The 21,887-nt window shown below is 68.6% G+C and carries 23 protein-coding genes; 15 read left to right on the forward strand and 8 right to left on the reverse strand.

Going from position 1 to position 21,887, the window contains the following annotated elements:
* Positions 1-62 precede the first annotated feature (62 nt).
* Positions 63-1,928 (forward strand): propionyl-CoA synthetase, encoded by a 1,866-nt coding sequence (locus GC106_RS43650; RefSeq protein WP_173142085.1) that lies wholly within the window; start codon positions 63-65, stop codon positions 1,926-1,928.
* On the opposite strand, the gene GC106_RS43655 is transcribed toward GC106_RS43650, so the two are convergent.
* The gene (locus GC106_RS43655; RefSeq protein WP_173142086.1) at positions 1,918-2,877 is read right to left on the reverse strand and encodes a hypothetical protein; all 960 of its coding nucleotides are present in this window, start codon (positions 2,875-2,877) and stop codon (positions 1,918-1,920) included. The two genes, GC106_RS43650 and GC106_RS43655, sit on opposite strands and share 11 nt — an antisense overlap.
* Before the next feature lie 140 nt (positions 2,878-3,017).
* Here GC106_RS43655 and GC106_RS43660 point away from each other — a divergent pair, with 140 nt between their 5' ends.
* On the forward strand, positions 3,018-4,565 hold the full coding sequence (locus GC106_RS43660) for a beta-N-acetylhexosaminidase (RefSeq protein WP_173142111.1): 1,548 nt from the start codon (positions 3,018-3,020) through the stop codon (positions 4,563-4,565).
* 45 nt (positions 4,566-4,610) lie between these two features.
* On the opposite strand, the gene GC106_RS43665 is transcribed toward GC106_RS43660, so the two are convergent.
* Positions 4,611-5,918, reverse strand: coding sequence for an aldehyde dehydrogenase family protein (locus GC106_RS43665; protein WP_173142087.1), 1,308 nt, complete (start codon positions 5,916-5,918; stop codon positions 4,611-4,613).
* Positions 5,919-6,022: 104 nt separating this feature from the next.
* On the opposite strand from GC106_RS43665, the gene GC106_RS43670 reads away from it, so the two are divergent.
* The 7 genes from GC106_RS43670 (at position 6,023) to GC106_RS43700 (ending at position 13,451) form a co-directional block, all read left to right on the forward strand.
* A complete protein-coding gene (locus GC106_RS43670) occupies positions 6,023-7,471 on the forward strand; it encodes a helix-turn-helix domain-containing protein (RefSeq protein ID WP_173142088.1) in 1,449 nt (482 codons plus the stop codon).
* Between the two features lie 54 nt (positions 7,472-7,525).
* Positions 7,526-7,726, forward strand: coding sequence for a hypothetical protein (locus GC106_RS43675; RefSeq protein ID WP_173142089.1), 201 nt, complete (start codon positions 7,526-7,528; stop codon positions 7,724-7,726).
* A 66-nt stretch (positions 7,727-7,792) separates the two neighbouring features.
* Positions 7,793-8,155 (forward strand): hypothetical protein, encoded by a 363-nt coding sequence (locus GC106_RS43680; RefSeq protein ID WP_173142090.1) that lies wholly within the window; start codon positions 7,793-7,795, stop codon positions 8,153-8,155.
* Between the two features lie 126 nt (positions 8,156-8,281).
* A complete protein-coding gene (locus GC106_RS43685; protein ID WP_173142091.1) occupies positions 8,282-8,953 on the forward strand; it encodes a response regulator transcription factor in 672 nt (223 codons plus the stop codon).
* Complete coding sequence (locus GC106_RS43690; protein WP_376777830.1) at positions 8,950-10,284, forward strand: HAMP domain-containing sensor histidine kinase; 1,335 nt, start codon at positions 8,950-8,952, stop codon at positions 10,282-10,284. Before GC106_RS43685 ends, GC106_RS43690 begins: the two co-directional genes overlap by 4 nt.
* A gap of 9 nt (positions 10,285-10,293) precedes the next feature.
* Entirely contained in the window at positions 10,294-11,676 is a 1,383-nt protein-coding gene (locus GC106_RS43695; RefSeq protein WP_173142092.1) for a CYTH and CHAD domain-containing protein, read from the forward strand.
* An 80-nt stretch (positions 11,677-11,756) separates the two neighbouring features.
* A complete protein-coding gene (locus tag GC106_RS43700; RefSeq protein WP_217281694.1) occupies positions 11,757-13,451 on the forward strand; it encodes a sensor histidine kinase in 1,695 nt (564 codons plus the stop codon).
* Positions 13,452-13,525: 74 nt separating this feature from the next.
* Here GC106_RS43700 and GC106_RS43705 read toward each other — a convergent pair whose 3' ends face one another.
* Positions 13,526-14,371, reverse strand: a complete 846-nt coding sequence (locus GC106_RS43705; protein WP_173142093.1) for an NAD(P)H-binding protein — start codon at positions 14,369-14,371, stop codon at positions 13,526-13,528.
* Positions 14,372-14,434: 63 nt separating this feature from the next.
* On the opposite strand from GC106_RS43705, the gene GC106_RS43710 reads away from it, so the two are divergent.
* The 4 genes from GC106_RS43710 (at position 14,435) to bla (ending at position 17,722) form a co-directional block, all read left to right on the forward strand.
* Positions 14,435-15,052: a TetR/AcrR family transcriptional regulator gene (locus tag GC106_RS43710; RefSeq protein WP_173142094.1), complete on the forward strand. Its 618-nt coding sequence runs from the start codon at positions 14,435-14,437 to the stop codon at positions 15,050-15,052.
* On the forward strand, positions 15,052-15,864 hold the full coding sequence (locus GC106_RS43715) for a LysR family transcriptional regulator (RefSeq protein WP_173142095.1): 813 nt from the start codon (positions 15,052-15,054) through the stop codon (positions 15,862-15,864). Before GC106_RS43710 ends, GC106_RS43715 begins: the two co-directional genes overlap by 1 nt.
* The gene (locus tag GC106_RS43720) at positions 15,861-16,748 is read left to right on the forward strand and encodes a serine hydrolase (RefSeq protein WP_173142096.1); all 888 of its coding nucleotides are present in this window, start codon (positions 15,861-15,863) and stop codon (positions 16,746-16,748) included. The genes GC106_RS43715 and GC106_RS43720 overlap by 4 nt, the downstream gene beginning before the upstream one ends.
* A 71-nt stretch (positions 16,749-16,819) precedes the next feature.
* A complete protein-coding gene (gene bla, locus GC106_RS43725) occupies positions 16,820-17,722 on the forward strand; it encodes a class A beta-lactamase (protein ID WP_173142097.1) in 903 nt (300 codons plus the stop codon).
* 19 nt (positions 17,723-17,741) lie between these two features.
* Here the strand turns inward: bla and GC106_RS43730 are convergent, their stop codons facing one another.
* Genes GC106_RS43730 through GC106_RS43740 form a run of 3 tightly spaced genes read right to left on the reverse strand, consistent with a single transcriptional unit; the run spans position 17,742 to position 19,367 of the window.
* A complete protein-coding gene (locus tag GC106_RS43730; RefSeq protein WP_173142098.1) occupies positions 17,742-17,957 on the reverse strand; it encodes a hypothetical protein in 216 nt (71 codons plus the stop codon).
* A 45-nt stretch (positions 17,958-18,002) separates the two neighbouring features.
* A complete protein-coding gene (locus GC106_RS43735) occupies positions 18,003-18,821 on the reverse strand; it encodes a TIGR02452 family protein (RefSeq protein WP_173142099.1) in 819 nt (272 codons plus the stop codon).
* Positions 18,822-18,881: 60 nt separating this feature from the next.
* Positions 18,882-19,367 carry a M15 family metallopeptidase gene (locus GC106_RS43740; RefSeq protein ID WP_173142100.1) on the reverse strand — a complete coding sequence of 162 codons (486 nt, stop codon included), beginning with the start codon at positions 19,365-19,367 and terminating at the stop codon, positions 18,882-18,884.
* 86 nt (positions 19,368-19,453) lie between these two features.
* Here GC106_RS43740 and vanR-Sc point away from each other — a divergent pair, with 86 nt between their 5' ends.
* Positions 19,454-20,137, forward strand: coding sequence for a VanSc-type vancomycin resistance response regulator transcription factor VanR (vanR-Sc, locus tag GC106_RS43745; protein WP_173142101.1), 684 nt, complete (start codon positions 19,454-19,456; stop codon positions 20,135-20,137).
* Entirely contained in the window at positions 20,130-21,227 is a 1,098-nt protein-coding gene (locus GC106_RS43750) for a sensor histidine kinase (protein WP_173142102.1), read from the forward strand. Before vanR-Sc ends, GC106_RS43750 begins: the two co-directional genes overlap by 8 nt.
* Here GC106_RS43750 and GC106_RS43755 read toward each other — a convergent pair.
* Both GC106_RS43755 and GC106_RS43760 read right to left on the reverse strand, forming a co-directional pair.
* The gene (locus tag GC106_RS43755) at positions 21,219-21,674 is read right to left on the reverse strand and encodes a GNAT family N-acetyltransferase (protein WP_312873370.1); all 456 of its coding nucleotides are present in this window, start codon (positions 21,672-21,674) and stop codon (positions 21,219-21,221) included. The genes GC106_RS43750 and GC106_RS43755 overlap by 9 nt on opposite strands.
* A gap of 41 nt (positions 21,675-21,715) precedes the next feature.
* The coding region (locus GC106_RS43760) for a M15 family metallopeptidase (RefSeq protein ID WP_281368792.1) at positions 21,716-21,887 on the reverse strand (172 nt) is incomplete at its 5' end.

The raw sequence follows: 21,887 nt of genomic DNA on the forward strand, positions 1-21,887 counted from the left end.
GCCCCCCGCTCTTCCAGACGCGCCCATGGGCACCGAGGTTGCTCCAGTGGCAAAGTGACTCCATGGGTGACTACCGGGACGCACACCACCTCAGCCTGACCGATCCGGATGCCTTCTGGCTCGACGCGGCCGAGGCGATCGACTGGGCGAAACCACCGGTCACAGCTCTGGACGCGAGCAACCCGCCCTTCTACCGCTGGTTCGCGGGCGCGGAGCTGAACACCTGCTTCAACGCGCTCGACCGGCACGCCGGCGGCGACCGGGTCGCGTTGATCTACGACTCGCCGGTGACGGGCAGCAAGGCTTCGTACACGTACCGCGAACTTCTGGACGAGGTCGCGGTGTTCGCGGGAGCGCTCGCGGGCCTTGGCGTCGGCAGGGGCGACCGGGTGATCATCTATATGCCCATGGTGCCACGGGCCGTGGTGGCGATGCTGGCCTGTGCCCGGCTGGGCGCGGTGCACTCCGTGGTATTCGGCGGGTTCGCGCCGAAGGAGCTGGCGAGCCGGATCGAGGACGCCCGGCCGAAGGTGATCGTGGCGGCTTCGTGCGGCATCGAGCCGACCAGGGTGGTCGCCTACAAGCCGATCATCGACGAGGCGCTGTCGATGACCCAGCACCAGCCCGACCACGTCGTGGTCACGCAACGGCCGCAGCAACTCGCCGAACTGGGCGCACGGGACGTCGACTGGGACACCCTTGTCGCTTCCGCCGAGCCGCATGACTGCGTGAATGTAAGCGCCACAGATCCGCTGTACATCCTGTATACGTCCGGTACAACAGGCCGTCCGAAGGGCGTGGTGCGCGACAACGGCGGGCACGCGGTCGCGCTCGCGTGGTCTCTCAAGGCGATCTACGACATCGGCCCCGGTGACGTGTTCTGGACGGCGTCCGACGTCGGTTGGGTGGTCGGGCACTCGTACATCGTCTACGCACCGCTGCTCGTCGGCGCGACAACGCTTCTGTACGAAGGCAAGCCCGTAGGCACGCCGGACGCGGGCGCGTTCTGGCGCGTGATCAGCGAATACGGCGTGAAGGCGCTGTTCACCGCACCGACGGCGTTCCGCGCGATCAAGCGCGTCGACCCGGACGGGCACCTGATGAAGCAGTACGACCTGTCCCATTTCCGCACGTTGTTCCTGGCAGGCGAGCGCCTGGACCCGGAGACGTACCACTGGGCGACGGAGAAGCTCGGCGTACCGGTGATCGACCACTGGTGGCAGACCGAAACCGGCTGGCCGATCTGTGCCAACCCGCGCGGGCTGGAACCGATGCCGATCAAGCCGGGTTCGCCGACCGTGCCCGTGCCCGGCTACGACGTGCAGATCCTCGACGCGTCGGGAAACCAGGTGCCTGCCGGGCAAGAAGGCGCGATCGCGATCAGACTTCCCTTGCCGCCAGGCACTCTGCCCACGTTGTGGGGCGACGACGAACGCTATGTGCAGTCCTACCTGTCCACGTACGACGGCTACTACCTCACCGGCGACGGCGGCTTCATCGACGAGGACGGCTACGTGTACGTGATGGGCCGCACCGACGATGTGATCAACGTGGCCGGACACCGCCTGTCCACGGGCGCGATGGAGGCTGTGCTGGCCGCGCACCCGGCTGTCGCCGAGTGTGCCGTGATCGGCGTGCACGATCCGCTCAAAGGCCAGCTGCCACGGGGTTTCGTGGTCTTGAAGGCGGGTGTGGAGGTCCACGAGAACGTCCTGCGCGACGAGCTCATCGCCGCCGTCCGCCGCGACATCGGCCCGGTCGCGGCCTTCCGTGACGTCTCGATCGTCGCGGGCCTGCCGAAGACCCGCTCCGGCAAGATCCTGCGCAAGACCATGCGCGGGATCGCGAACGGCCGCGACGAACCCGTGCCGTCGACCATCGAGGACGCGGCCGTGCTCGACGCGCTGCGGCCGATCCTCAGGCCTTAGTCAGCGGAATCTGCTTGGGCGCGGGTTTCCGCGACCACTTCGCGGTGCTGCCGGACGGAAACTCGGGAGCGACCGTCAACGTGCCGCCGGCGAACGACTCGGGCACGGAGAACAGCAGGCCGGAGGCCGACTGCCGAGGTGACACCTTGGTCCCGCCTGGCAGCGCCAGCGCGACGCTGCGGCCGAGGTCGACCTTCAGGTCCGGGTCGTCGGTGCTGATCTTCGCGCCCGGCAGCCGTAACCAGACCTGCTTGGCGGCCGCTGCACCGACACCGGGCAGGGAATCCGCCAGCTCCGCACGGGAGCCCAGGTCCAGCGTGACGGTCAGCGGCCCGGAAGTCCGGACGCCCTGGTAGGCGCCCTGTTCCGTGTACTTCCCGTCCTGCCATCGGATCTGATCGGCGCCGGGGTTCGACGGTGCGCCGTCGGTAGGCGAAGAAGACGCGCTGCCGAGGCCGTTGCGCACGCTGTACTGGTAAGGCCGGTCGTCGGTCACTTCGAGCGTGGCGTCACCGCCGAGCGGAACGCTGACAATCAGCGCAGTCCCCCGTTCCAAAGGTTTGGGCAAGCGCTTGCGCACGTCGCCGACCACGACCTCGACGGTCAGCGGCTGCTGGGGAAGCGGCGCGAATGTGTCGTCGCCTTGCAGGCGGTAGAGCACGAGGAACTCATGGCCGGCGGCCGCGCGTGCCGGTCCGCCCTCCAGCGCGCCGCTGGTCTCGTCGATGTCCGGGCGCACAGCCAGCGCGCCGAACTGGTAGGAGAAGTGCGGGCCCTTGAAGGTCGCCGACAACGGCCGCGCGCCTGCTGGAACGCCTTGTGACCACGTGAAGACGTCCAGGTGGTCTGCGGGCTTGACGGGCAGTTCGGCCGGTTCGGCCGGCGAAACCGGCCGGGCACCGCACCCGGTCACCACCAGCAGAACGATCAACAGACAAGCGCGCACCACGCGCCACACTGTCGCACCCCGCGATGGGCAAGACAATCGGCCGTTGTGACGGGTGGGTGAGTGGTCTATACCTGAATTGTCGCCGCCTGCTGGAGTTACGTTCGGGAGGGCCCGTGCACGTACGTCGATTCCTCACGGTCATGGCGGTGACGACCGCCACTGCCGCCACATTCTCGGCACCCACGACCGCAGCGCAGGCGGGCAAGAGCCTCACCAGTGTCATCCCGGCGCCCGCGGAGGCGTGGCCCGATGCACGTCAGGCATTCCGGCTGAACTGGGGCACCGTCATCTTCACCGAGGCCGGCTCGCGCGAGGCCATGGCGGTCGGCAGGCAGCTGGCCGACGTCCTGCGGCCGTCCACCGGATATCCGCTGCCGGTGCTGCCCGCGCTGGCCCGTGGGCACGGCATCTCCCTGCTGCTCGGCGGCGCTGACGCCCGCGTCGGCCAGGAGGGCTACCAGCTGGCGGTCGAACGCGACCAGATCGTCATCCGGGCCAACACCCCGGCGGGCCTGTACGCGGGCACGCAGACGCTGCGCCAGCTGCTGCCCGCGCAGGTCGAGAGCAAGACCCGGCACCAGGGACCCTGGGTGGTGCCCGGCGGCAGGATCGTCGACTACCCCCGGTTCGCCCACCGCGGCGCGATGCTGGACGTGGCCCGGCACTTCTTCGGCGTCGACGAGGTCAAGCGCTACATCGACCAGATCGCCCAGTACAAGATCAACCGGCTGCACCTGCACCTGTCCGACGACCAGGGCTGGCGCATCGAGATCCCCGGCTGGCCGCGGCTGACCAGCCACGGCGGCAGCACCGAGGTCGGCGGCGGGCCCGGCGGCTTCTACACCCGCAGCCAGTACCTCGAATTGGTCGCGTACGCGAAGGCCAGGTACATCACGGTCATCCCGGAGATCGACATGCCGGGGCACACCAACGCGGCGCTCGCCTCGTACGCCGAGCTGAACTGCAACGGCATCGCGCCGCCGTTGTACACCGGCACCAGCGTGGGTTTCAGCTCGCTGTGCATCGACAAGGAGATCACGTACAAGTTCGTCGAGGACGTCATCCGTGAACTGGCCGCGCTCACGCCGGGCGAGTACATCCACATCGGCGGCGACGAGACGCACGCGACCAAGCCCGCCGACTACGTGAAGTTCATGCAGCGGGTGACTCCGATCGTGGCCAAGTACGGCAAGAAGGCCGCCGGCTGGCACGAGATCGCCAAGACGCAGTCGGACCCGTCGGTGCTCCCGCAGTACTGGGGCACGGACGACGTCGACGAGGAGGTCGTCGCCGCGACCCAGCGCGGCAGCAAGGTTCTGCTCTCCCCCGCTCACAAGTCCTATTTGGACATGAAGTACGACCGGAGCACCCCGCTCGGCCTGACCTGGGCCGGACTGATCGAGGTGGACACCGCGTACGGCTGGAATCCTGGTTCGTTCATCAGGAACGTGCCCGAGTCGAGTGTGCTGGGCGTCGAGGCACCGCTGTGGTCGGAGACCCTGGAGAACAGCGACCACATCGAGTTCATGGCGTTCCCGAGGCTTCCGGCGATCGCCGAACTGGGCTGGTCGCCGTGGTCGACGCACGACTGGGCGTCGTTCAGCCGGCGCCTGGCCCTGCAGGGTGACCGGTGGGTCCACCAGGGCGTGAACTTCTACCGCTCCCCCACAATCGCCTGGACCAGCTAAAACCCCCTCGTGAGTGGTTATCGGGGTTAGAACCCGGATAACCACTCACGAGTAGTTGACCAGGAGGCGCTTCTCGCGCCAGTAGCCGGCGAGCAGGCTGTTGCGGTTCTCCCGGCCGAAGGCCGCTTCCGCGGGGTGTACGCGGTCGCTGTTGACCCACACCCTGGTCGCGTGGATCGCCCGGCCGGCACGGTATCCGGCGCCGGTGTCCCGCGCCCAGACCGAGACGCCGGAACTCTGCGGGATGTCGTTGACGAGCTTCACCGCGTCGTCGAAGTCGCTGAAGCCGGCCACCGAGATCACCGGCGCACCCGCCAGAGCGTGGTTCCTGTCGCCCTCGATCACGGTCGGCTCAAGGAAGAAGCCCTCGGTCAGTTCGCCGCTCAGCGAGGCCTGGCCGCCGCCCGCCAGGACCCGTCCGCCCGCGCGTACGGCGTTGTCGATGTGCCACAAGGCTTTCACCCATTCGTCCGCGCTGGCCATCGCGCCGACGGTGGTGCCGGTGTCGAGTGGGTGGCCGGTGACGAGTTCCCCGACGCGCCCCAACGCCGCGTCAAGGAATCGCTCGTACCGGCCGTGCTGGACGAAGGCCGCCGACGTCCCGGTCGCGAAACCCTCGACCGCCCGGTCGTGCAACGTCCCTTCGAGATCGGCGAAGAACACCGCCGGTCCCAGGCCGATCGGCGGCGTCCCCGGGAAACCGTTGACCACATTGATCACACCGGGCGGCACGAGGTCGTTGATCACGCTCAGCAGCACGTGCACCGACGCCGGTGTCTGCATCGCCGGCTTGAGCACCACGGTGTTGCCGGCCGCGAGCGCGGGCGCGAGGTGCCACGCCGCGCCCAGCAACGGGAAGTCCCAGCCCAGCGAGCGCTCGATGACCCCGATCGGCTCACGGAACCCGTGCACCACGATGTCACCGTCGATCTCGGACCGGACACCCTCCTTGGCCCGGATCGCACCGGCGAAGTACCGGAAATGATCCGAGGCCAACGGCACGTCCGCGCCCAGCGTCTGCCGGATCGGCTTTCCCGTGTCCCAGCTCTCGGCCACCGCGAGCGCTTCGAGGTTGTCCTCGATCCGGTCGGCTATCTCGCTGAGGATGACGGCCCGTTCGGCCAGCGCCGTCTTGGACCAGCCCGCCGCACCCCTGGCCTCGTCACCCGCCCGCCGCAGGTCGTCGGCGGTCCCTTCGGCGATCTCGGTGAAGACCTGACCGGTGACGGGCGTCGGGTTGTGGTAGTACGTGCCGCCCGCGGGCGGCACGTACTCGCCGCCGATGAAGTGGTCGTAGCGGTCGGCGAATTGCACCTCGCTGCCCGGTTGTCCTGGTGCGGCGTATCTACTCATGCTCCACGCCTCTCCGGCATGCTTTCATGGGTACAAGTGGCGGACGGTAGAAGACACTGGGTTGCAGTGACGTTGCACAGTGCGTTCCAAGGGCGTGGAACAAGATGAACGACGCGAGCGCGTACGCATTCCTGGTCAGCCAGTTGCGGCACGGGCTGCCCGACGGGCGCCCGGCAGGTGAGCCGCGGGCGCTGGTCTCCGCATCGTGGCAGCGTTCGTTGGCCGCGTGCATCGATCCGGAGCACGGCCTGCCGGACGTTGTCTATCCCGAAAACGACATTCCCGACCTGCGCGCGGACCATCCGCTGGCGCCGGTGATGCCCTCCTTGCGGGCGATGCTGGTGAGCATCGCCGACGAGGCCAAGCACATCATGCTGATCACCGACGCCGCCGGGCACGTGCTCTGGCGGGAAGGCAACGCGTCCGTTCGCAGACTCGCGGACAAGGTGCTGCTGACCGAAGGCACCCGCTGGACGGAGGACTCCATCGGCACGAACGCGATGGGCACCGCGCTGGCGGTCGACGGCCCGGTGATGATCCACGCGGAAGAGCACCTGGTCCGCCGCTACCACCCCTGGACCTGCGCGGCGGCCCCGGTGCACGATCCGGACACCGGCGTGGTGCTCGGCGTCATCGACGTCACCGGTCCACTGTCGACGATGCACCCGTCGACGCTCGCCCTGGTCTCCGCGGCGGCGCAGCTGGCCGAAGGCCAGTTGCGGACAAGGATGAACCTGCACGACGAACGGTTCAGGCAGCGCTACATGCGCCACCTGGCCGGACTGCGCGGCGAGCCCGGCGCGCTGGTCACCGCGACCGGCCGGGTGGTCGCCACGGAGTCCTGCGACTGTCTGCCGTCCAGAGTGGACGTCACGGCCGAGCAGGGCAGGTTGTGGCTGCCGGACGGCCGCGAGGCGTGCATCGAACCGCTCGCCGAGGGATACCTGCTGCGCGTCGCCCCTGGCCGGATACACCGCCGCCGCCAGTTGCTGACGATGCCGTTCCTCGGCGTCGAGGATCCCCGCGCGCTGCTCGACGGCCAGGAGATCGCGCTCACCCTGCGGCACGCCGAGATCCTGACGCTACTCGCCCTGCACCCCAGAGGGATGACCGCGGAACAGCTCGCGCTGGAGCTGTACGGGGAATCCGGCAACCCGGTGACCGCACGCGCCGAGATCCATCGGTTGCGCACGCAACTGGGCGCGTCCGCGATCAGCACCAAGCCGTACCGGTTGGAGACCGACGTCGACGCGGACTTCATCAGTATCCGCGAACCGTTGCGCGGACGCAGAGTCCGCGAGGCGGTGGCGTGGTGGCGCGGTCCGTTGCTGCCCCGGTCCAACGCGCCGGGCGTGCAGGTGGAACGGGAGCAGACGCTGAACCAGTTGCGCAGGCTCGTGCTGGAACGCCGTGACCTGGACGCGCTGTACTCGTTCGTGCGCGGGACGACGGACCAGGAAGCACTGGAAGTCCTGGTGCGAGGCCTGCCACCGGACGATTCACGTCAGACGTGGGTGCAGTCGCAGCTACGGCTGTGTATCACGGACGAATAAGCTCCCGGAGCCAGCGGCATGGTCACGGGTTCCCGGTAACGCCGGTTACTGATCGTGCTGGCGCTCGAACCCGACCGGGTGGTCTCGGTCAGCCGTTTGATCGACGTCGACGTGGCCAGCTTCGAACGCCTGATGGCCAGGACACGCCGCCCGGGGGCGAGTCGCCGGGCGACCATCGAACTTTCCGCGGCCCGGCTGCGCATGATGGCGGGCAGGATCGGCGCCACCGATTGCATCCGGCTGAGCGGTCGGTGACGCGGCCTTACAGAACCCGAACATTCGCCGGACCTCATGCTCATGCCCGGCCGTCAGAGTATGGACATGAACTGGACACACCGCATCGCCGCCGCGGGCGGCGCGACTGTCATGGGTCTCGCCCTGCTGACCTCCACCGCCGCCGCTCAGCCGCCCACCGCGCCGAGCTTCGACGTCAAGAAGGTCTGCGAGCAGCGCATCCCGAAGCTGGAGGCCCGCGCGAACAAGCTGCTGACCAGGATCAACGGCGGCGCCGACGTGCGTGGTTCGGTCGCCGCCCTGCGGGCACGCGCCGAGCGCGCGACCAACCCGGCGCAGAAGGACTGGCTCAACGGCAAGGCCGACCACCGCGCCGAACGAGCCCAGACGCTCAGGAAGGCCCAGGAGCGGCTGAACGCCTACAAGCAGAAGCACTGCGGCGCGAAATGAGACGCTCACTGGCCGTGCTCGCCGCGTGCGCGTTCTTGTTCGCCGGGTGTCAGAGGCAGCAGGACCCGCCCGCAGGTGACCTAGACTCCGTCGAGTCCACACTCAACAGTGTCGAGTCGGAGCTGGATGAGCCCTAGAGGACTCGTTCTCGTGGCCGAGGACGAACGGTCGATCGCCGACCTGGTCGCGATGTACCTGCGCCGGGACGGGTTCGGCGTGCACGTGGAGACGGACGGGCCGGGCGCGCTGGCGGCTGTCCGCCGGTTGCGCCCGGTCGCCGTGGTGCTCGACATCGGCCTGCCGGGGATGGACGGCATCGAGGTGTGCCGGTCGCTGCGGGCCGCCGAGGACTGGACGCCGGTGCTGTTCGTGACCGCCCGCGACGACGAGATCGACCGGATCCTCGGCTTGGAGATGGGCGCCGACGACTACGTGACCAAGCCGTTCAGCCCGCGTGAGCTGGTCGCGCGGGTGCGTGCGGTGTTACGTCGCGGGGCGCCCGCCAGTGACGTGTTGCGCGTCGGGACCGTGGAGGTGAACGTCGAACAGCGCCGGGCCTGGGCGGGCGGTCAGGAGATCGACCTGACGGCCACCGAGTTCCAGCTCCTTGAGCATTTGATGCGGACGCCTGGCCGGGTGTACGCACGCGACCAGCTGCTCAGCGCGGTCTGGGGTTACCAGGCGGCGGCCGGGACCCGGACGGTCGACGTGCACATCGCGCAGCTGCGGGCCAAACTCGGCGACAGCAGTCCTATTAGGACAGTTCGGGGCGTCGGGTACTCGGTGGAGTCGCGGTGATCCGTTCGCTCGCCGGCCGGGTGATCATCGTGTGCCTCGCGGTCGCGGGGATCTCCGCCCTCGTCGCCGGGCTTGTGTTGTTCCGGCTGGTGTCCACGACCTCATTGGACGTCACCCGGCGTGTGCTGGCCGACCAGGCCGACGTGCTGTCGGCGCAGCTGTTCGAGACCAACGGAGCGGTGACCGGTCGCCGCCGAGTGGTGGATATCCTTGAAGGACAAGGGATATCCGTGGTCTCGGTCAGCCAGCGCGGCGTGGTCCTCGGTGAGGCCAGTGCGGTCGCCGCGGCCGAACAGGCCGACGCGGTCGACGGTGGCACTGTGTCGAAGACCGTGGAAACCGCAGGCCGTACGTACCTCGTCGAGGCGCGTGACGCCCCTCGCGGCAGTTTCGCCCTCGTGTTGCGACCGTCTTCGGACCGTTCGACGATCCGGCGGCTGGTCGGGAACATCCTGCTGGCCCTGGGAATCGGACTGCTGGTGGCCGCGGCGGCCGGTGTCGTGTTCGGCCGGCTGCTGGCGCGTCCGTTGCGGCGCACCGCCCAGGTCGCCCACACCATGCGGGAGGGCCGGCGCGATCTGCGGGTCCCCGTCGAAGGCCCACGTGAGGTCGCCGACGTCGCCGGATCGGTCAACTCACTGGCCGACGCCCTGCAACGCAGCGAAGCCCGGCAACGGGACTTCCTGCTTTCGGTGTCCCACGAGCTGCGCACGCCCCTGACCGCCGTTCGTGGCTTCGCCGAATCCCTGGCGGACGGTGTGGTGACCGGCCCGCAGGCCGCCGAGGCCGGCCGAACCATCTCCCACGAGTCCCAGCGGCTGGAGCGGCTGGTCGGCGACCTGCTCGACCTGGCCAGGCTGTCGGCCGACGACTTCCGGCTGGACCTCACGTCCGTCGACCTGTCGGGAGTGCTGCGGGAGACGGCGGACGTGTGGTCCGCGCGATGTTCCCGGGAAGGCGTGGAGTTCCGGTTGATCAACGCCGAGCACCCGGTGTTCGTGCACACCGACCCGCGCAGGCTGCGCCAGGCGCTCGACGGGTTGATGGAGAACGCGCTGCGGGTCACGCCGTCCGGCCGTCCGATCGTGCTCGCGCAGCCTGCCGGACGGGTGCTGCAAGTGCGCGACGGCGGGCCGGGATTGTCCGATGAGGACTACAGAGTGGCGTTCGATCGCGGCGCGCTGCACCGGCGTTACCAAGGCATTCGGCCGGTCGGAACCGGTCTGGGCCTGGCGATCGTGCACGGGCTCGTGACGCGGATGGGCGGTACGATCGAGGCGGGGCCCGCGCCCGAAGGCGGAGCCTGTTTCACGATCACGTTGCCGGGGTAGGTGATTGGAATGCGGACCCAACGGGAAGTCGAGCGCAAGTACGAAGCCGAGCCGGAGGCCGAGCTGCCCGAACTGCCCGGCGTCGTCTCCGGGCCGCAGCACGAGACGCTTGACGCGGTGTACTACGACACCGCCGACCTCCGGCTGATCCGCGGCGGGCTGACGCTGCGCCGCCGGGAGGGCGGTGCGGACGAAGGCTGGCACCTCAAGGTGCCGGTCGGCGAGGACACCCGCGACGAGATCCACATTCCGCTCAACGGCAAGGACACCCCGCCCAAGCAGTTCTCGGACCTGACGCTCGGCTACACCCGGGGTGCCGAACTGCGCCCGGTCGCCCGGATCCAGACCGACCGCACGCGCTGGGAGATCGTGGGCGGCAAGGGAAAGCTGCTCGCCGAGCTGACCGACGACCGGGTCACCGCGTCCCGGCCGGACGCGGAAACCAAGACCTGGCGCGAGATCGAGGTCGAGGGCGACCCGGACGTGATCGAGCGGACAGACGAGCCACTGCGGTCGGCGGGCTTCCAGCGGTCCTCGCTGCCGTCCAAACTCGCCAGGGCGCTGGAGACCGAGCGGGTCGTGCGCGAACCCGGCAAGACCGCGGGTGAGGTCGTGCTGGCGTACGTCGCGGCCCAGGTGGAGAAGATCAAGTACTACGACATCCTGGTCCGCCAGGACGTCGACGACTCCGTGCACCAGATGCGCGTCGCGACCCGCCGCCTGCGCAGTGCGTTGCGCGTGTACCGGAAGGTGCTGCCGAGCGAGGACATCGCCGCCGAATTGCAGTGGCTGGGCAGGCAACTGAGCGCGGCGCGTGACCTGGAGGTGCAGGCCGCACGGCTGACCGGCGCGGTGTCCGCACTGCCGCCGGAGCTCGTCGTCGGGCCCGTGCAGGCCCGGCTGACCCGGCACTTCGCCCCCGAGCAGGAAAAAGCCCGCAAGGACGTGCTGCGGACGCTGCGCGGCAAGCGTTATCTGCGGTTGCTCGACCGGCTGGACGCGCTCGTCGCCGACCCGCCCACGTCACCGAAGGCCGGCCGCAAGGCTCGTCAGGAACTCCCGAAACACCTCGACCGGGCGGCCGGCAAGATCAGCCCGCGGCTGGCGGCCGGCGAGATCCACCGGGCCCGCAAAGCGGCCAAACGGTTGCGGTACGCGTTCGAGGTCGCCCTTCCCGCGTTGGGCGAACCGGCCGACAAGGCCCGTAAGCGGGCGAAGGCGTTCACCAAGGAAGGCGGCGAGTACCAGGACAGCGTGGTCGCTCAGCCGCTCCTGCGCACGCTCGCCATGCAGGCGCATGCCGCGGGCGAGAACGGGTTCACGTTCGGCCTGCTGTACGCCCGCGAGGAGGCGAACGCGGAGCGCCTGCGCGGTTCGCTCAGGTGGGGTTAGGCCCACCCGAGGGTTAGGGCTGCGAGCACTGCGCGTCCCCGCCGGGGTCGGTCACACTGTGGGTGACCTCGGGAGGGCGGATGCGGCAGATCAAGGCGATGGGGCAGAGCGTGGCCCGGCTCGGCATCGCCCTGTTCGGCCTGCCGATGTTCGTCTGGCTGGTCGCCAACTTCTCGATCGTGGTGACCGCCCCCATGATGATCAAGGGCTCCCGCTGGCTGCCCGACCTGGCCCGGCGGCTGGCCGGCGTGCCGATCGAGGGCGTCTACTGGCCGCCGCCCCCGCCGCCGACCCCCGACGAGGACGGTCTGTACAAGGTCGGCGACACGCTGGTGAAAAAACCCTCGTGGTGGCACGAGTTCGACCGCCTGCTCGACTGGGCGACCGACGACCCGGGGACCCGCCGGGACCTCAACTGGCTGGTGGCGAATCCGGTTGTCGGCGGTGTGCTGGCCGGGGCCGCGCCGGGCTTGGCCGGTCTGGGCGTCTGGTTGTTCTTCACACCGTGGTGGCCTTGGGCCGCGGTGTGCGTACTCGCGGGGTTCGTGGCCGCGCCGTGGCTGGTCAGGGTGCACGACCGGTGGTCGTTCGTGATGCTACGGGCCAAGCACGACGGCGTGATGTTCCGGTTCTGGGCTCGCGTGCGTCGACGGATCAAGCTGCTGTGGTTCGTGACCGCACACACTCTGCTGGCGTCAGGCACGTTGACGGTGTCGACGGTGTTCTTCGTACTCGGAGTGCCCACGCACATCTGGGGCCTGTGGGTGTTCCTGTGGCCTCCCATGGTGATGACGGTCCGTGCGGTCACCGAGTTCCGACGGCGCATGATCCGCGAGTGGACCGGCACAGTGATCGCTTCCCCGTACATGCCCACGCCCGTCGCTCCACCACCGCGCCCGGACGGCATGTACCGATACGGCAGCCAGCTTTACAAGACACCCACGGCTTTGCTGCGTGCCGCCCGCTACAGCTGGGTGATGAAGGACCCAGCGACTTGGCGTGACTATGCGTCTTGTGCTGTGGACAGCGTTTTCGGCTTGGTCGCCGTCCCGATGGCGTTGTTCGCTCCTTCGTGGACACTTCGCCTGCAGGCACGGATATCCCGCCTCTTGCTCGCGCCGACCGTGAACGCCGTTCTGGCCCAACGCGTCCGGCAACTGACCGAGACCCGCGCCGACGCGACCGACGCGCAGGCCGCGGAACTGCGCCGGATCGAACGCGACCTGCACGACGGCGCCCAGGCCAGGCTGGTGGCGATGGGCCTGCACCTCGGGGCGGTCGAGCGCTTGATCGACCAGGACCCCCAGGCAGCCAAGTCCCTGGTGGCGAAGACCAAGGCTGCCTCGGCTGAGGCGTTGACGGAGTTGCGCGACCTGGTGCGCGGAATCCACCCGCCGGTACTCGCTGAACGTGGCCTGACGGACGCGCTACGCGCCCTTGCCCTGGACAGTCCGCTGCAAGTGACTGTGCATGGCGAGGTGAACGGCCGCGTGGCTTCGCCTGTCGAGTCGGCGGTCTACTTCGCCGTGAACGAGCTTCTCACCAACGTCGCCAAGCATGCTTCGGCCAGCCGGGTGATCGTCCACATTCGACATGTCGCGGATGTGCTGGAGGTTTCGGTGATCGATGACGGCCAGGGTGGGGCCTGCGCGGATCGAGGGACCGGGTTGCGCGGCCTGCATCGCCGGCTCGCCACGTTTGACGGGACGTTCGAGCTGACGAGCCCCGTTGGCGGGCCTACCATCGCCACGCTCAAGATTCCCGCCGGTCGGTGACGATCCGGGTCCTCAGGACCCGGTGTGCCCCTCCCGTACGACCGGCCGGTACGGGAGGGAACAGAAGCCGCGGGTCAGGCGGTGAAATCGGCCTTGTGGTCAGCGACCCACTCGGCGAAGGGGCGGGCGGGGCGGCCGAGGACCTTCTCGACGGCGTCGCTCAGGCCGGCGGGCCTGCCCACGGTGGCTTCCTGCATGCCAAGCAGGGACTCGATCATCTTGTCGTTCGCGAAGTCACCGAACTGTTCACGCAGTGCCGCTTTGGCTTCGGCGCGGTCCTGGACGACAACCGTGATCTCTCGGCCGATGGCGGCCGCGATCACCTCGACCTGACGGCGTTGTGTGATCGACTCGGGGCCTGTCAGCTCGTATGCCGCGCCGGCGTGGCCGTCCTCCAGCAACGCCTTGACCGCCACGGCCGCGATGTCGGCTTCGTGGATCGAGTTGGCCTCGGACTCCGGGAACGGCATCCGGACCTCGCCGCGCTCCACGATCGACGGCGCCCAGGCGAGGGTGTTGGCCGCGAACCCGCCCGGACGCAGGAACGTCCAGTCGATGCCGGACTTCGCCACGGCCTGCTCGACCGCGAGGTGCATGGTTCGGATCGGCGAGTCGCCGAACTCCTCGTGCGCGGCGGCCTGGGAGGACAGCAGCACGATCTGCTTGACGCCCTTGGCCTTGGCGAGTTCGGCGAAGCCGGACGCGCCCGCCGGGTTCGGGAACAGGAACACCTTCTCGACGCCGGTCAGCGCGGCGTCGAACGAGCCGGGGTCGCCGAGGTCAGCCGCGTGGACTTCGACGGGCAGATCGGCGGTCTGGGGATTGCGTGAGGTCGCGCGCACCGACACGCCCGCCTCCAGCAGCTGGGACACGACTGCGCGGCCGACGTTGCCGGTCGCTCCGGTTACCAGGATGGTCATGCCACCAGTTTCAACCAGTTGTCAAACGGCGTCAACCAAATAGCTGACTGATACCATCCCGCCATGCGCGAACCAGCGAGGCCAAGGCGCTCACCAGCACCGGAGGAGCGTCAGGCGGACGCCGACCGAACCAGGCGAGTCCTGCTGGCGGCGGCGTACGACGAGTTCGCCGAGAAGGGGTACGCGGGCGCCCGCGTGCACGAGATCGCGGCCCGGGCCAACGTGAACAAGCAGTTGATCAACTACTACTTCGGCGGCAAGGAAGGCCTGTACCGGACCTTGCAGAGCCAGTGGTTGAAGCACGAGGCGACGTTCCACGATCCCGGGCGGTCCGCGGCCGACGTCGCGACCTCCTACCTGCACGACTGCCTGGACGATCCCCGCGGCATCCGGCTGCTGGTCTGGCGTGGCCTCAGCTACGCCCAGGGCGAGGAAACCCCCGACGAGGAACCCGTCCAGGACCTGAGCGGGATCACCGAGCGCCAGCGCGACGGCGAGATCGACCCGGACCTCGATCCGGCCGCGCTGCTGCTCGCCGTGATGGCCATGACCTCGGCCCCGATGGTGATGCCGGACATGGTGAAGAAGGCCTTCGGCGTGGAGGCGACCGATCCGGCGTTCCGCGAGCGCTACACGGCCTTCATCCGCGACATGATCGCCAGGCTGGGGCCGCGTCCGTAATGGACCTGTTGCGGCACCTCGGTTTTTTCGTCGCCGTCGCGGAGGAAGGGCATTTCGGCCGGGCCGCCGAACGGCTCGGGATGACCCAGCCACCGGTTTCCCAAGGCGTGCAACGGCTGGAGCGCAAGCTCGGCGTCCAGCTGTTGAGCCGCGGGTCCCGTGGAGTCGGATTGACGCCCGCGGGTGCGGAACTCCTGCCGCAGGCGTACGCCCTGCTCGGGGACGCCGAGCGGTTCGTCGCCGAAGCAGGGCGGTTGCGTGACCGCGCTGCCCGGGTCGGCGTGATCCCGCAGCTGAGCTCGTGGCACGTCGCCGCGTTGGCGTCCAGCACTCCGGTCACCGTCACCACGGCGTCCACAGTGGAGCTTGTCGACGCGGTGACGTCCGGCGAGCTCGACTGCGCGGTCGTGCACCATCCGGCCTTGGTGAACTCGTTGGAATGCGGTCCGGTCATCAAGGTTCCGACGTGGTTCCTGGTACCTGACGGGCACGACGTTTCCGCCGTCACCGACATGCGTGGACTGCCGTTCGCCACCGCGCCTCGGAGCCACGGCACGGCCGCGTTCGACTTGTTCGCCGACCGGCTGCGCGCCGCGGGCCTCGATCCCAGCTTCCTGCCTGCCGTGGACGACCGGGAGATCGTCGCCGCGGTCGCCGCCGGGCGCGCGTTCGGCGTTACCTGCGATCCGCATCTGCGGGCGCCTGGCGTGGTTCGAGTCGCCCTCGACGAGGAGTTCTCTCTGCGCGTCAGGCTGGTGTGGCGCGTGCTCCCGCCTTCGGTCCGTGACGCGATAACGGCGGCCCTCACGTGATCGAGAAGCAGGTCCGTTCGGTCTTCCAAGACGCGGGTACGGCAGGCTGGCTGCACGCGATCCCCTTGGCCGGCACCAGCCGGGAAGTCGACGTCGACGCGGACGAACCCGTTGTGATGGCGTCGGTTTACAAGCTTCCGCTGCTGGTCGCCCTGTGCCGCGAGTTCGACCGGGGACGCGTCGATCCCCAGTCGGCGGTCCGGATCAACCCGGCCTCGTGCACCCCGGGACCGACCGGGATCTCCACGTTCCTCGATCCGATCACGATGTCCTGGCGCGATCTCGCGGCCTCGATGATGACCGTGTCGGACAGCGCCGCCGCGGACGTGATCCTCGGCGAGGTCGGTTTGGACGCCGTCCGGGACGTGGTGGCGGACTTGGAGTTGCCCGGCACCCGGATCGTCGGCGGGACGGCCGACGTCGAGGCGACACTGATGCGCGAGACCGGGACTTCGACCACCGCACAAGCGTTTGCTCTCATCAGCGACAACGACCAGGTCCGTACGGTCAGCGCCTACGACCCCGCGTACACGAGCGCGACGACACCACGGGACATGACCCGGTTGTTGTCGCTGATCTGGTCGGATTCCGTGGCGTCCGCCGAACAGTGCGCGTTCATCCGGCGGTTGATGGGCATGCAGGTCTGGCCGCATCGCATCCGCGCGGGGTTCCCGTTCGGCGCTGTCCGCGTGTCCGGCAAGACCGGCACGATCGGCGCGGTCCGCAACGAGGTCGCCGTGGTCGAGTACGCCGGCGAGATCCCCATCGCGGTCGCCGTGTTCACGTTCGCCGCGCGTGCGGATCTCGCCTTGCCCGCGGTCGACGCGGCGATCGCGGAGTCGGCCCGGATAGCCGTCACGGACCTCCGGTCCGGACGACTCTGATAGTGATCTGCTATCGAGAGGCCGATGAATTCGTATTGGCGCTATCGCCGTGCCGGTGATTCGGTAGAACCATGAAGATCAACCGCCGAACCGTGCTCGCCGCTCTCGTCACCGCTCCTCTGGCGGGCTGCGCCAGCACCACGACGGCAACGCCACCCACGACGACCCCGACAACCACTACGCCTCCGCCGTCCCGCGCCGCCGACTTCCAGGCGCTGGAAACCCGCTTCGACGCGCGTCTCGGTGTGTACGCAGTGGACGTGACGACCGGCGAAACCGTGGCGTACCGGGAGAACGAGCGGTTCGCGATCTGTTCGGTCTTCAAGGGCTACGCCGCCGGAGCGCTGCTCAAGGCGCACCCGTTGAGCTCGGGTTTCTTCAGCCAGACCATTCGCTTCACGCAGGCCGAGATCGTCGCGAACTCCCCGGTGACGAGCACTCGCGTGGCGAGCGGCATGACCGTGGCCGAACTCTGTGAGGCCGCGATCACCAAAAGCGACAACACAGCAGGCAACCAGCTGCTCAAACTCCTTGGCGGGCCGTCGAAACTGACGGAGTTCGCGCGGTCCATCGGCGACCCAGTGACCCGCCTGGACCGCTGGGAGACCGAACTGAACGTGGTCCCCCGCGGAACCGAACAGGACACCACGACACCGCTGGCGATCACCAACGCCTATCGCGACCTGGTCGTCGGCAACGTCCTCGGCGACCCGGAACGCAAGCAGCTGACCGACTGGCTGCTGGCCAACACCACCGGCGCGACACGCATCCGCGCCGGGCTTCCAGCCGACTGGAAGACAGGCGACAAAACGGGAACCGGCAGCTTCGGCGCGGCCAACGACGTCGCCGTCACGTGGCCGTCGCCCGACAAGCCCATCGTGATCGCGGTCCTGACCGACAAGGCGACCGAGGACGCGAAGTACGACAACGCCCTGCTGGCCGAGGCCACCAAGGTCGTCGTCGGAGCACTCTGACCTCGGCGGCCCCGGGTTCTCAGGTGTTCTGGCAGAGGATGTGCTCGCGGTCAGGCCCCTCGCACACCCCCGTGATCCGCACACTGTCCGAAACGGACGTGATCCGGACGCTGTCCGAAACGGACGTGATCCGGACGCTGTCGGCGACCGCGGTGGCAGGCGCCAGCACGGCCAGGGTGGAGACGAATCCCGCGAGCAGAACCCCTGCTCCCACGCGGCGGAAAGAGATCTTCATGCGGCCAGACTGCAGCGGGCCGGCTTCAGCCCGGCTTCAGCCCGGTTACCGCCCTTCAGCCACACCGGAAACCGCCAGCTCGGCGAACGCGGCGAACGTCGGGGAATTCGTCCGACGTTCAAGCACGGCGAAAACCACGTGCTCGAACCGCGGCACCGCCCGCAGCGCCGACGCGAAGGCCTGAGCGACCACGGCCGGGTCGTTGCCGAAGACGCCACAACCCCACGCGCCGAGCACCAACCGCCGATGCCCGTGCGCGGCCGCCACTTCAAGGACACGAGCAGCTCGCCGACGCAGCACGCCCGTGATCTCGGCGACCGCGCCGGGCTGGTTGCGCAGGATCGCCGACCGGTTCGGCGCCGCCGCGGTCAGGAACGACACCGGATACGGCCCGGGTAGCAAAGTGCCCTTGTCGTCCCGGAACACCGGGACTTCCGGCGAGTAGATCACCCGGTCGCTGTACAGCAGCGACGGTTCCGCCCGATGGTGGTCGTAGAACTCCCTGGCCGCCAACAGGCAGTGGTACAGGCCGGACGACCGCGCGACCGACTCCTCCTGCGCCTGGGCTCCGTTGAGAAACCCACCGCCGGGATTGCGAGCCGAAGCGAAGACCAGGCACGCGACGTCCCCACCCAGCCGCCGGGCCGCGGCGAGACTCGACTCCCTGGTCACTTCCACCCTGGCCGGGCCGGTCTCGTCCACCGCGTACGTCAGGGCCTCATCCGGCAGGTGCAGCTTCGTCCCCGCCACGGCCCTGGTCATCGCGTCGCCGACAGCGACCGCCTGACCATCCGGCGCTCGGTAGGAACCAGCCTTCACAATGGCCACCGTCTCGCTGGCCATCCCCCTCAACCTGCTACTCACGCCGGAATCGTCCCCGGCTCCGGCACCGTCCGGCAATCGATTTGGCGGTGGGGATTCTGGTCACTGTTTCATCCTGGGATCGTGCGAGGGGTCGGCGTACATGGGCGGGCAGCCGTGCTCGATGGCCTCGGGGCGCAGTTCGAAGTGCCAGGGTTCGTTGCGGTAGATCTGGCACAGGCCGTACCGGGCGCCGTGCACCGACAGCCACGCCCGGGCGTCGAAGCCGATGTCGATCGCGTTCCCGGACACATGCGGAGACGTGCCGGGGGTGGCGACCCATCGGGCGGCTTCCTCTTCGGACCCGTACCTGGTCACGGCCTCATGGAGTAACTGTGCCTGGTACTCCGGCGAACGCCACCCGCCGTTGACGATGAACTCGACCCCGTCGTCCGCGGCGTCGGTCGCGGCCCGGCGCAGGGCGCCGAGCAGAGTGGGTTCCAGGTTGGCCACGGCCGGGATCTCGTCATCGAAGACCGTCACGGTGCCGGGGACAGCGCCGTGTGCCTTGCCGAGTGCGCGCCGGACGGCCGATTCGCTGTGGGGCATGCCTCCACTCAAGGCAAGGCGGTGTTGCCAGCACGTATGTGGTTTTTGATATGCGGACGATATGGTTCAGCTCGTAGCGTCGTAGTGTGCGTGTGTTGATCGTCGAGGACGAGCCCTATCTGGCCGAAGCCATCCGCGATGGCCTGCGCCTGGAAGCGATCGCGGCCGACATCGCCGGTGACGGCGACACCGCCCTGGAATTACTGAGCGTCAACACCTACGACATCGCTGTGCTCGACCGCGACATCCCCGGCCCGTCCGGTGACGAGATCGCCAAACGCATCGTCGCCTCCGGCAGCGGCATGCCGATCCTCATGCTCACCGCTGCCGACCGGCTCGACGACAAGGCCACCGGGTTCGAACTCGGCGCCGACGACTACCTCACGAAGCCCTTCGAGCTCCGTGAGCTCGTGCTGCGTCTCCGGGCACTCGACCGCAGGCGCGGCTACAGCAGGCCACCCGTACGGGAGATCGCAGGCCTGCGGCTCGATCCGTTCCGCCGCGAGGTCTACCGCGACGGCCGCTACGTCGCGCTCACCCGCAAGCAGTTCGCCGTGCTCGAAGTCCTCGTCGCCGCCGAAGGCGGTGTCGTCAGCGCCGAAGAGCTCCTGGAGCGAGCATGGGACGAGAACGCCGACCCCTTCACCAACGCCGTGCGCATCACCGTCTCGGCCCTGCGCAAACGCCTCGGTGAGCCCGGGATCATCGCGACCGTGCCCGGCGTCGGCTACCGCATCGACACCGGGGCTGAGGGAGTGGACCGTGAATAGAGCGCCGGGCTTGAGCGTTCGCCTCAAACTCACCCTCAGCTACGCCGGGTTCCTCATGGTCGCCGGTGCCCTGCTGATCGCGGTCATGTGGGTGTTCGTCCTGCGTCACCTGCCCGACGTGGCAGACGTCCCCGGGGGAATCCTGGTCCGTGCCTTCCTTGTGCGCGGCTTCACGCAGGCCGCCGCCGCGGCGATGGTGTGCCTGCTGGTGTTCGGTCTCGTGGGAGGGTGGATTCTCGCCGGCCGCATGCTCGCCCCACTGGCTCGCATCAGAGACGCCACCCGCCTGGCCGAGAACGGGTCGCTCTCCCACCGGATCTGGCTGCCGGGCCGCAGGGACGAGTTCCGTGAACTCGCCGACGCCTTCGACACCATGCTCGCGCAGCTCGAAGCGCACGTCGCCGAACAGCGCAGATTCGCGGCCAACGCCTCCCACGAACTGCGCACCCCACTGGCGGTCACGCAGACGCTTCTGGAAGTGGCACGCAGCGATCCGAGCCACATCAACCGCGAACTCGTCGACCGCCTCCACTTCGTCAACACCCGGGCGATCGACCTCACCGAGGCACTTCTCCTGCTCAGCCGCGCCGACCAACGAGCCTTCGCCCGGGAACACGTCGACCTGTCCCTCATCGCGGAAGAGGCCACCGAAACGCTGCTGCCGCTGGCGGAGAAACGCGGTGTCACCATCGAGACCTCCGGCGACATCGCCCCCACTGTCGGCTCGCACGCGCTGTTGCTGCAGCTGACCACGAACCTCCTGCACAACGCCATCGGGCACAACCTGCCTGACCAGGGCTCCGTCTGGATCACCACCAGCGTCCAGCCCAATACTGTGGTGCTCACTGTCGAGAACACCGGCGAGCAGCTCACTCCACAACTGGTCGCCACGCTCGCCGAGCCGTTTCAGCGCGGCACCAGACGGATACGCACCGACCACGCGGGAGTCGGCCTCGGCCTGGCGATCGTCAAAAGCATCACCAACGCACACGACGGAACCGTCACGCTGACTCCCCGCCCCACCGGCGGCCTGCGTGTCACGGTGGAACTCCCCGCCGCGCCATCGCACACCGCAGGTTGGTCAACCTGACGGGCTGGTGTCCTTGAAGTCGAGCAGGAATCGGGACGACCTTCCGGTTTGGTCGACGTAGCCGCGCCGCTTGTAGAAGCTGTGCGCGTCATCGCGGCGGTCCGCGCTGGTGACCTCCATGCGTACGCATCCACGACTCGTGGCGAACGATTCCGCCGCTGCCACCAGCTGACCGCCGACGCCCTGACGGCGTGCTTGGTCGGAGACGACCAGAGCCACGATCCGGGCCCACGAGCCGGTCCGTTCGAAGAACGGGCAGACGTGGACCGCGACAAGACCGAGAAGGTCGCCGTCGGCATCGGCCACATAGGCCGCGCTGGACGGGTCGTCGCCCCAGATCTGGATTCTGGTGGCTGTTGTCGCGACGCCATCCTGGGGATAACCCAACTGGTGAAGCAGTTCATTGACGGCCGCGGCGTCATTGGCGTGTGCCAGTCGTATTCGCACGCATCCCCCTGTCATTTCCTGTACGGCGCTTCAGCATCCCACTAGGCGATGGGGAAGTCGAAGTAGGTGTCGGGGTAGGGTTCGTTTTCGAGTGTGTAGTGCCACCATTCGCGGTCGTATCGGCGGAAGCCGCAGGCTTCCATGATGGCGCAGAGGTGGTGGCGGTTTTCGGTTTCGGTGGGGGTGATTCCGGGTGCGCCGTGGTGGGAGATG

Origin of the sequence: Kibdelosporangium persicum (genome assembly GCF_013280595.1) — a bacterium.
Classification (GTDB): Bacteria; Actinomycetota; Actinomycetes; order Mycobacteriales; family Pseudonocardiaceae; genus Kibdelosporangium; species Kibdelosporangium persicum.

Excerpts from the sequence above, each read along its gene's own strand:
- GC106_RS43650 (WP_173142085.1), top strand. The coding sequence starts at position 63 with ATGGGTGACTACCGGGACGCACACCACCTCAGCCTGACCGATCCGGAT.
- GC106_RS43660 (WP_173142111.1), top strand. The coding sequence starts at position 3,018 with ATGGCGGTGACGACCGCCACTGCCGCCACATTCTCGGCACCCACGACC.
- GC106_RS43665 (WP_173142087.1), bottom strand. The coding sequence starts at position 5,918 with ATGAGTAGATACGCCGCACCAGGACAACCGGGCAGCGAGGTGCAATTC.
- GC106_RS43670 (WP_173142088.1), top strand. The coding sequence starts at position 6,023 with ATGAACGACGCGAGCGCGTACGCATTCCTGGTCAGCCAGTTGCGGCAC.
- GC106_RS43680 (WP_173142090.1), top strand. The coding sequence starts at position 7,793 with ATGAACTGGACACACCGCATCGCCGCCGCGGGCGGCGCGACTGTCATG.
- GC106_RS43685 (WP_173142091.1), top strand. The coding sequence starts at position 8,282 with ATGAGCCCTAGAGGACTCGTTCTCGTGGCCGAGGACGAACGGTCGATC.
- GC106_RS43695 (WP_173142092.1), top strand. The coding sequence starts at position 10,294 with ATGCGGACCCAACGGGAAGTCGAGCGCAAGTACGAAGCCGAGCCGGAG.
- GC106_RS43700 (WP_217281694.1), top strand. The coding sequence starts at position 11,757 with ATGCGGCAGATCAAGGCGATGGGGCAGAGCGTGGCCCGGCTCGGCATC.
- GC106_RS43705 (WP_173142093.1), bottom strand. The coding sequence starts at position 14,371 with ATGACCATCCTGGTAACCGGAGCGACCGGCAACGTCGGCCGCGCAGTC.
- GC106_RS43710 (WP_173142094.1), top strand. The coding sequence starts at position 14,435 with ATGCGCGAACCAGCGAGGCCAAGGCGCTCACCAGCACCGGAGGAGCGT.
- GC106_RS43715 (WP_173142095.1), top strand. The coding sequence starts at position 15,052 with ATGGACCTGTTGCGGCACCTCGGTTTTTTCGTCGCCGTCGCGGAGGAA.
- bla (WP_173142097.1), top strand. The coding sequence starts at position 16,820 with ATGAAGATCAACCGCCGAACCGTGCTCGCCGCTCTCGTCACCGCTCCT.
- GC106_RS43730 (WP_173142098.1), bottom strand. The coding sequence starts at position 17,957 with ATGAAGATCTCTTTCCGCCGCGTGGGAGCAGGGGTTCTGCTCGCGGGA.
- GC106_RS43740 (WP_173142100.1), bottom strand. The coding sequence starts at position 19,367 with ATGCCCCACAGCGAATCGGCCGTCCGGCGCGCACTCGGCAAGGCACAC.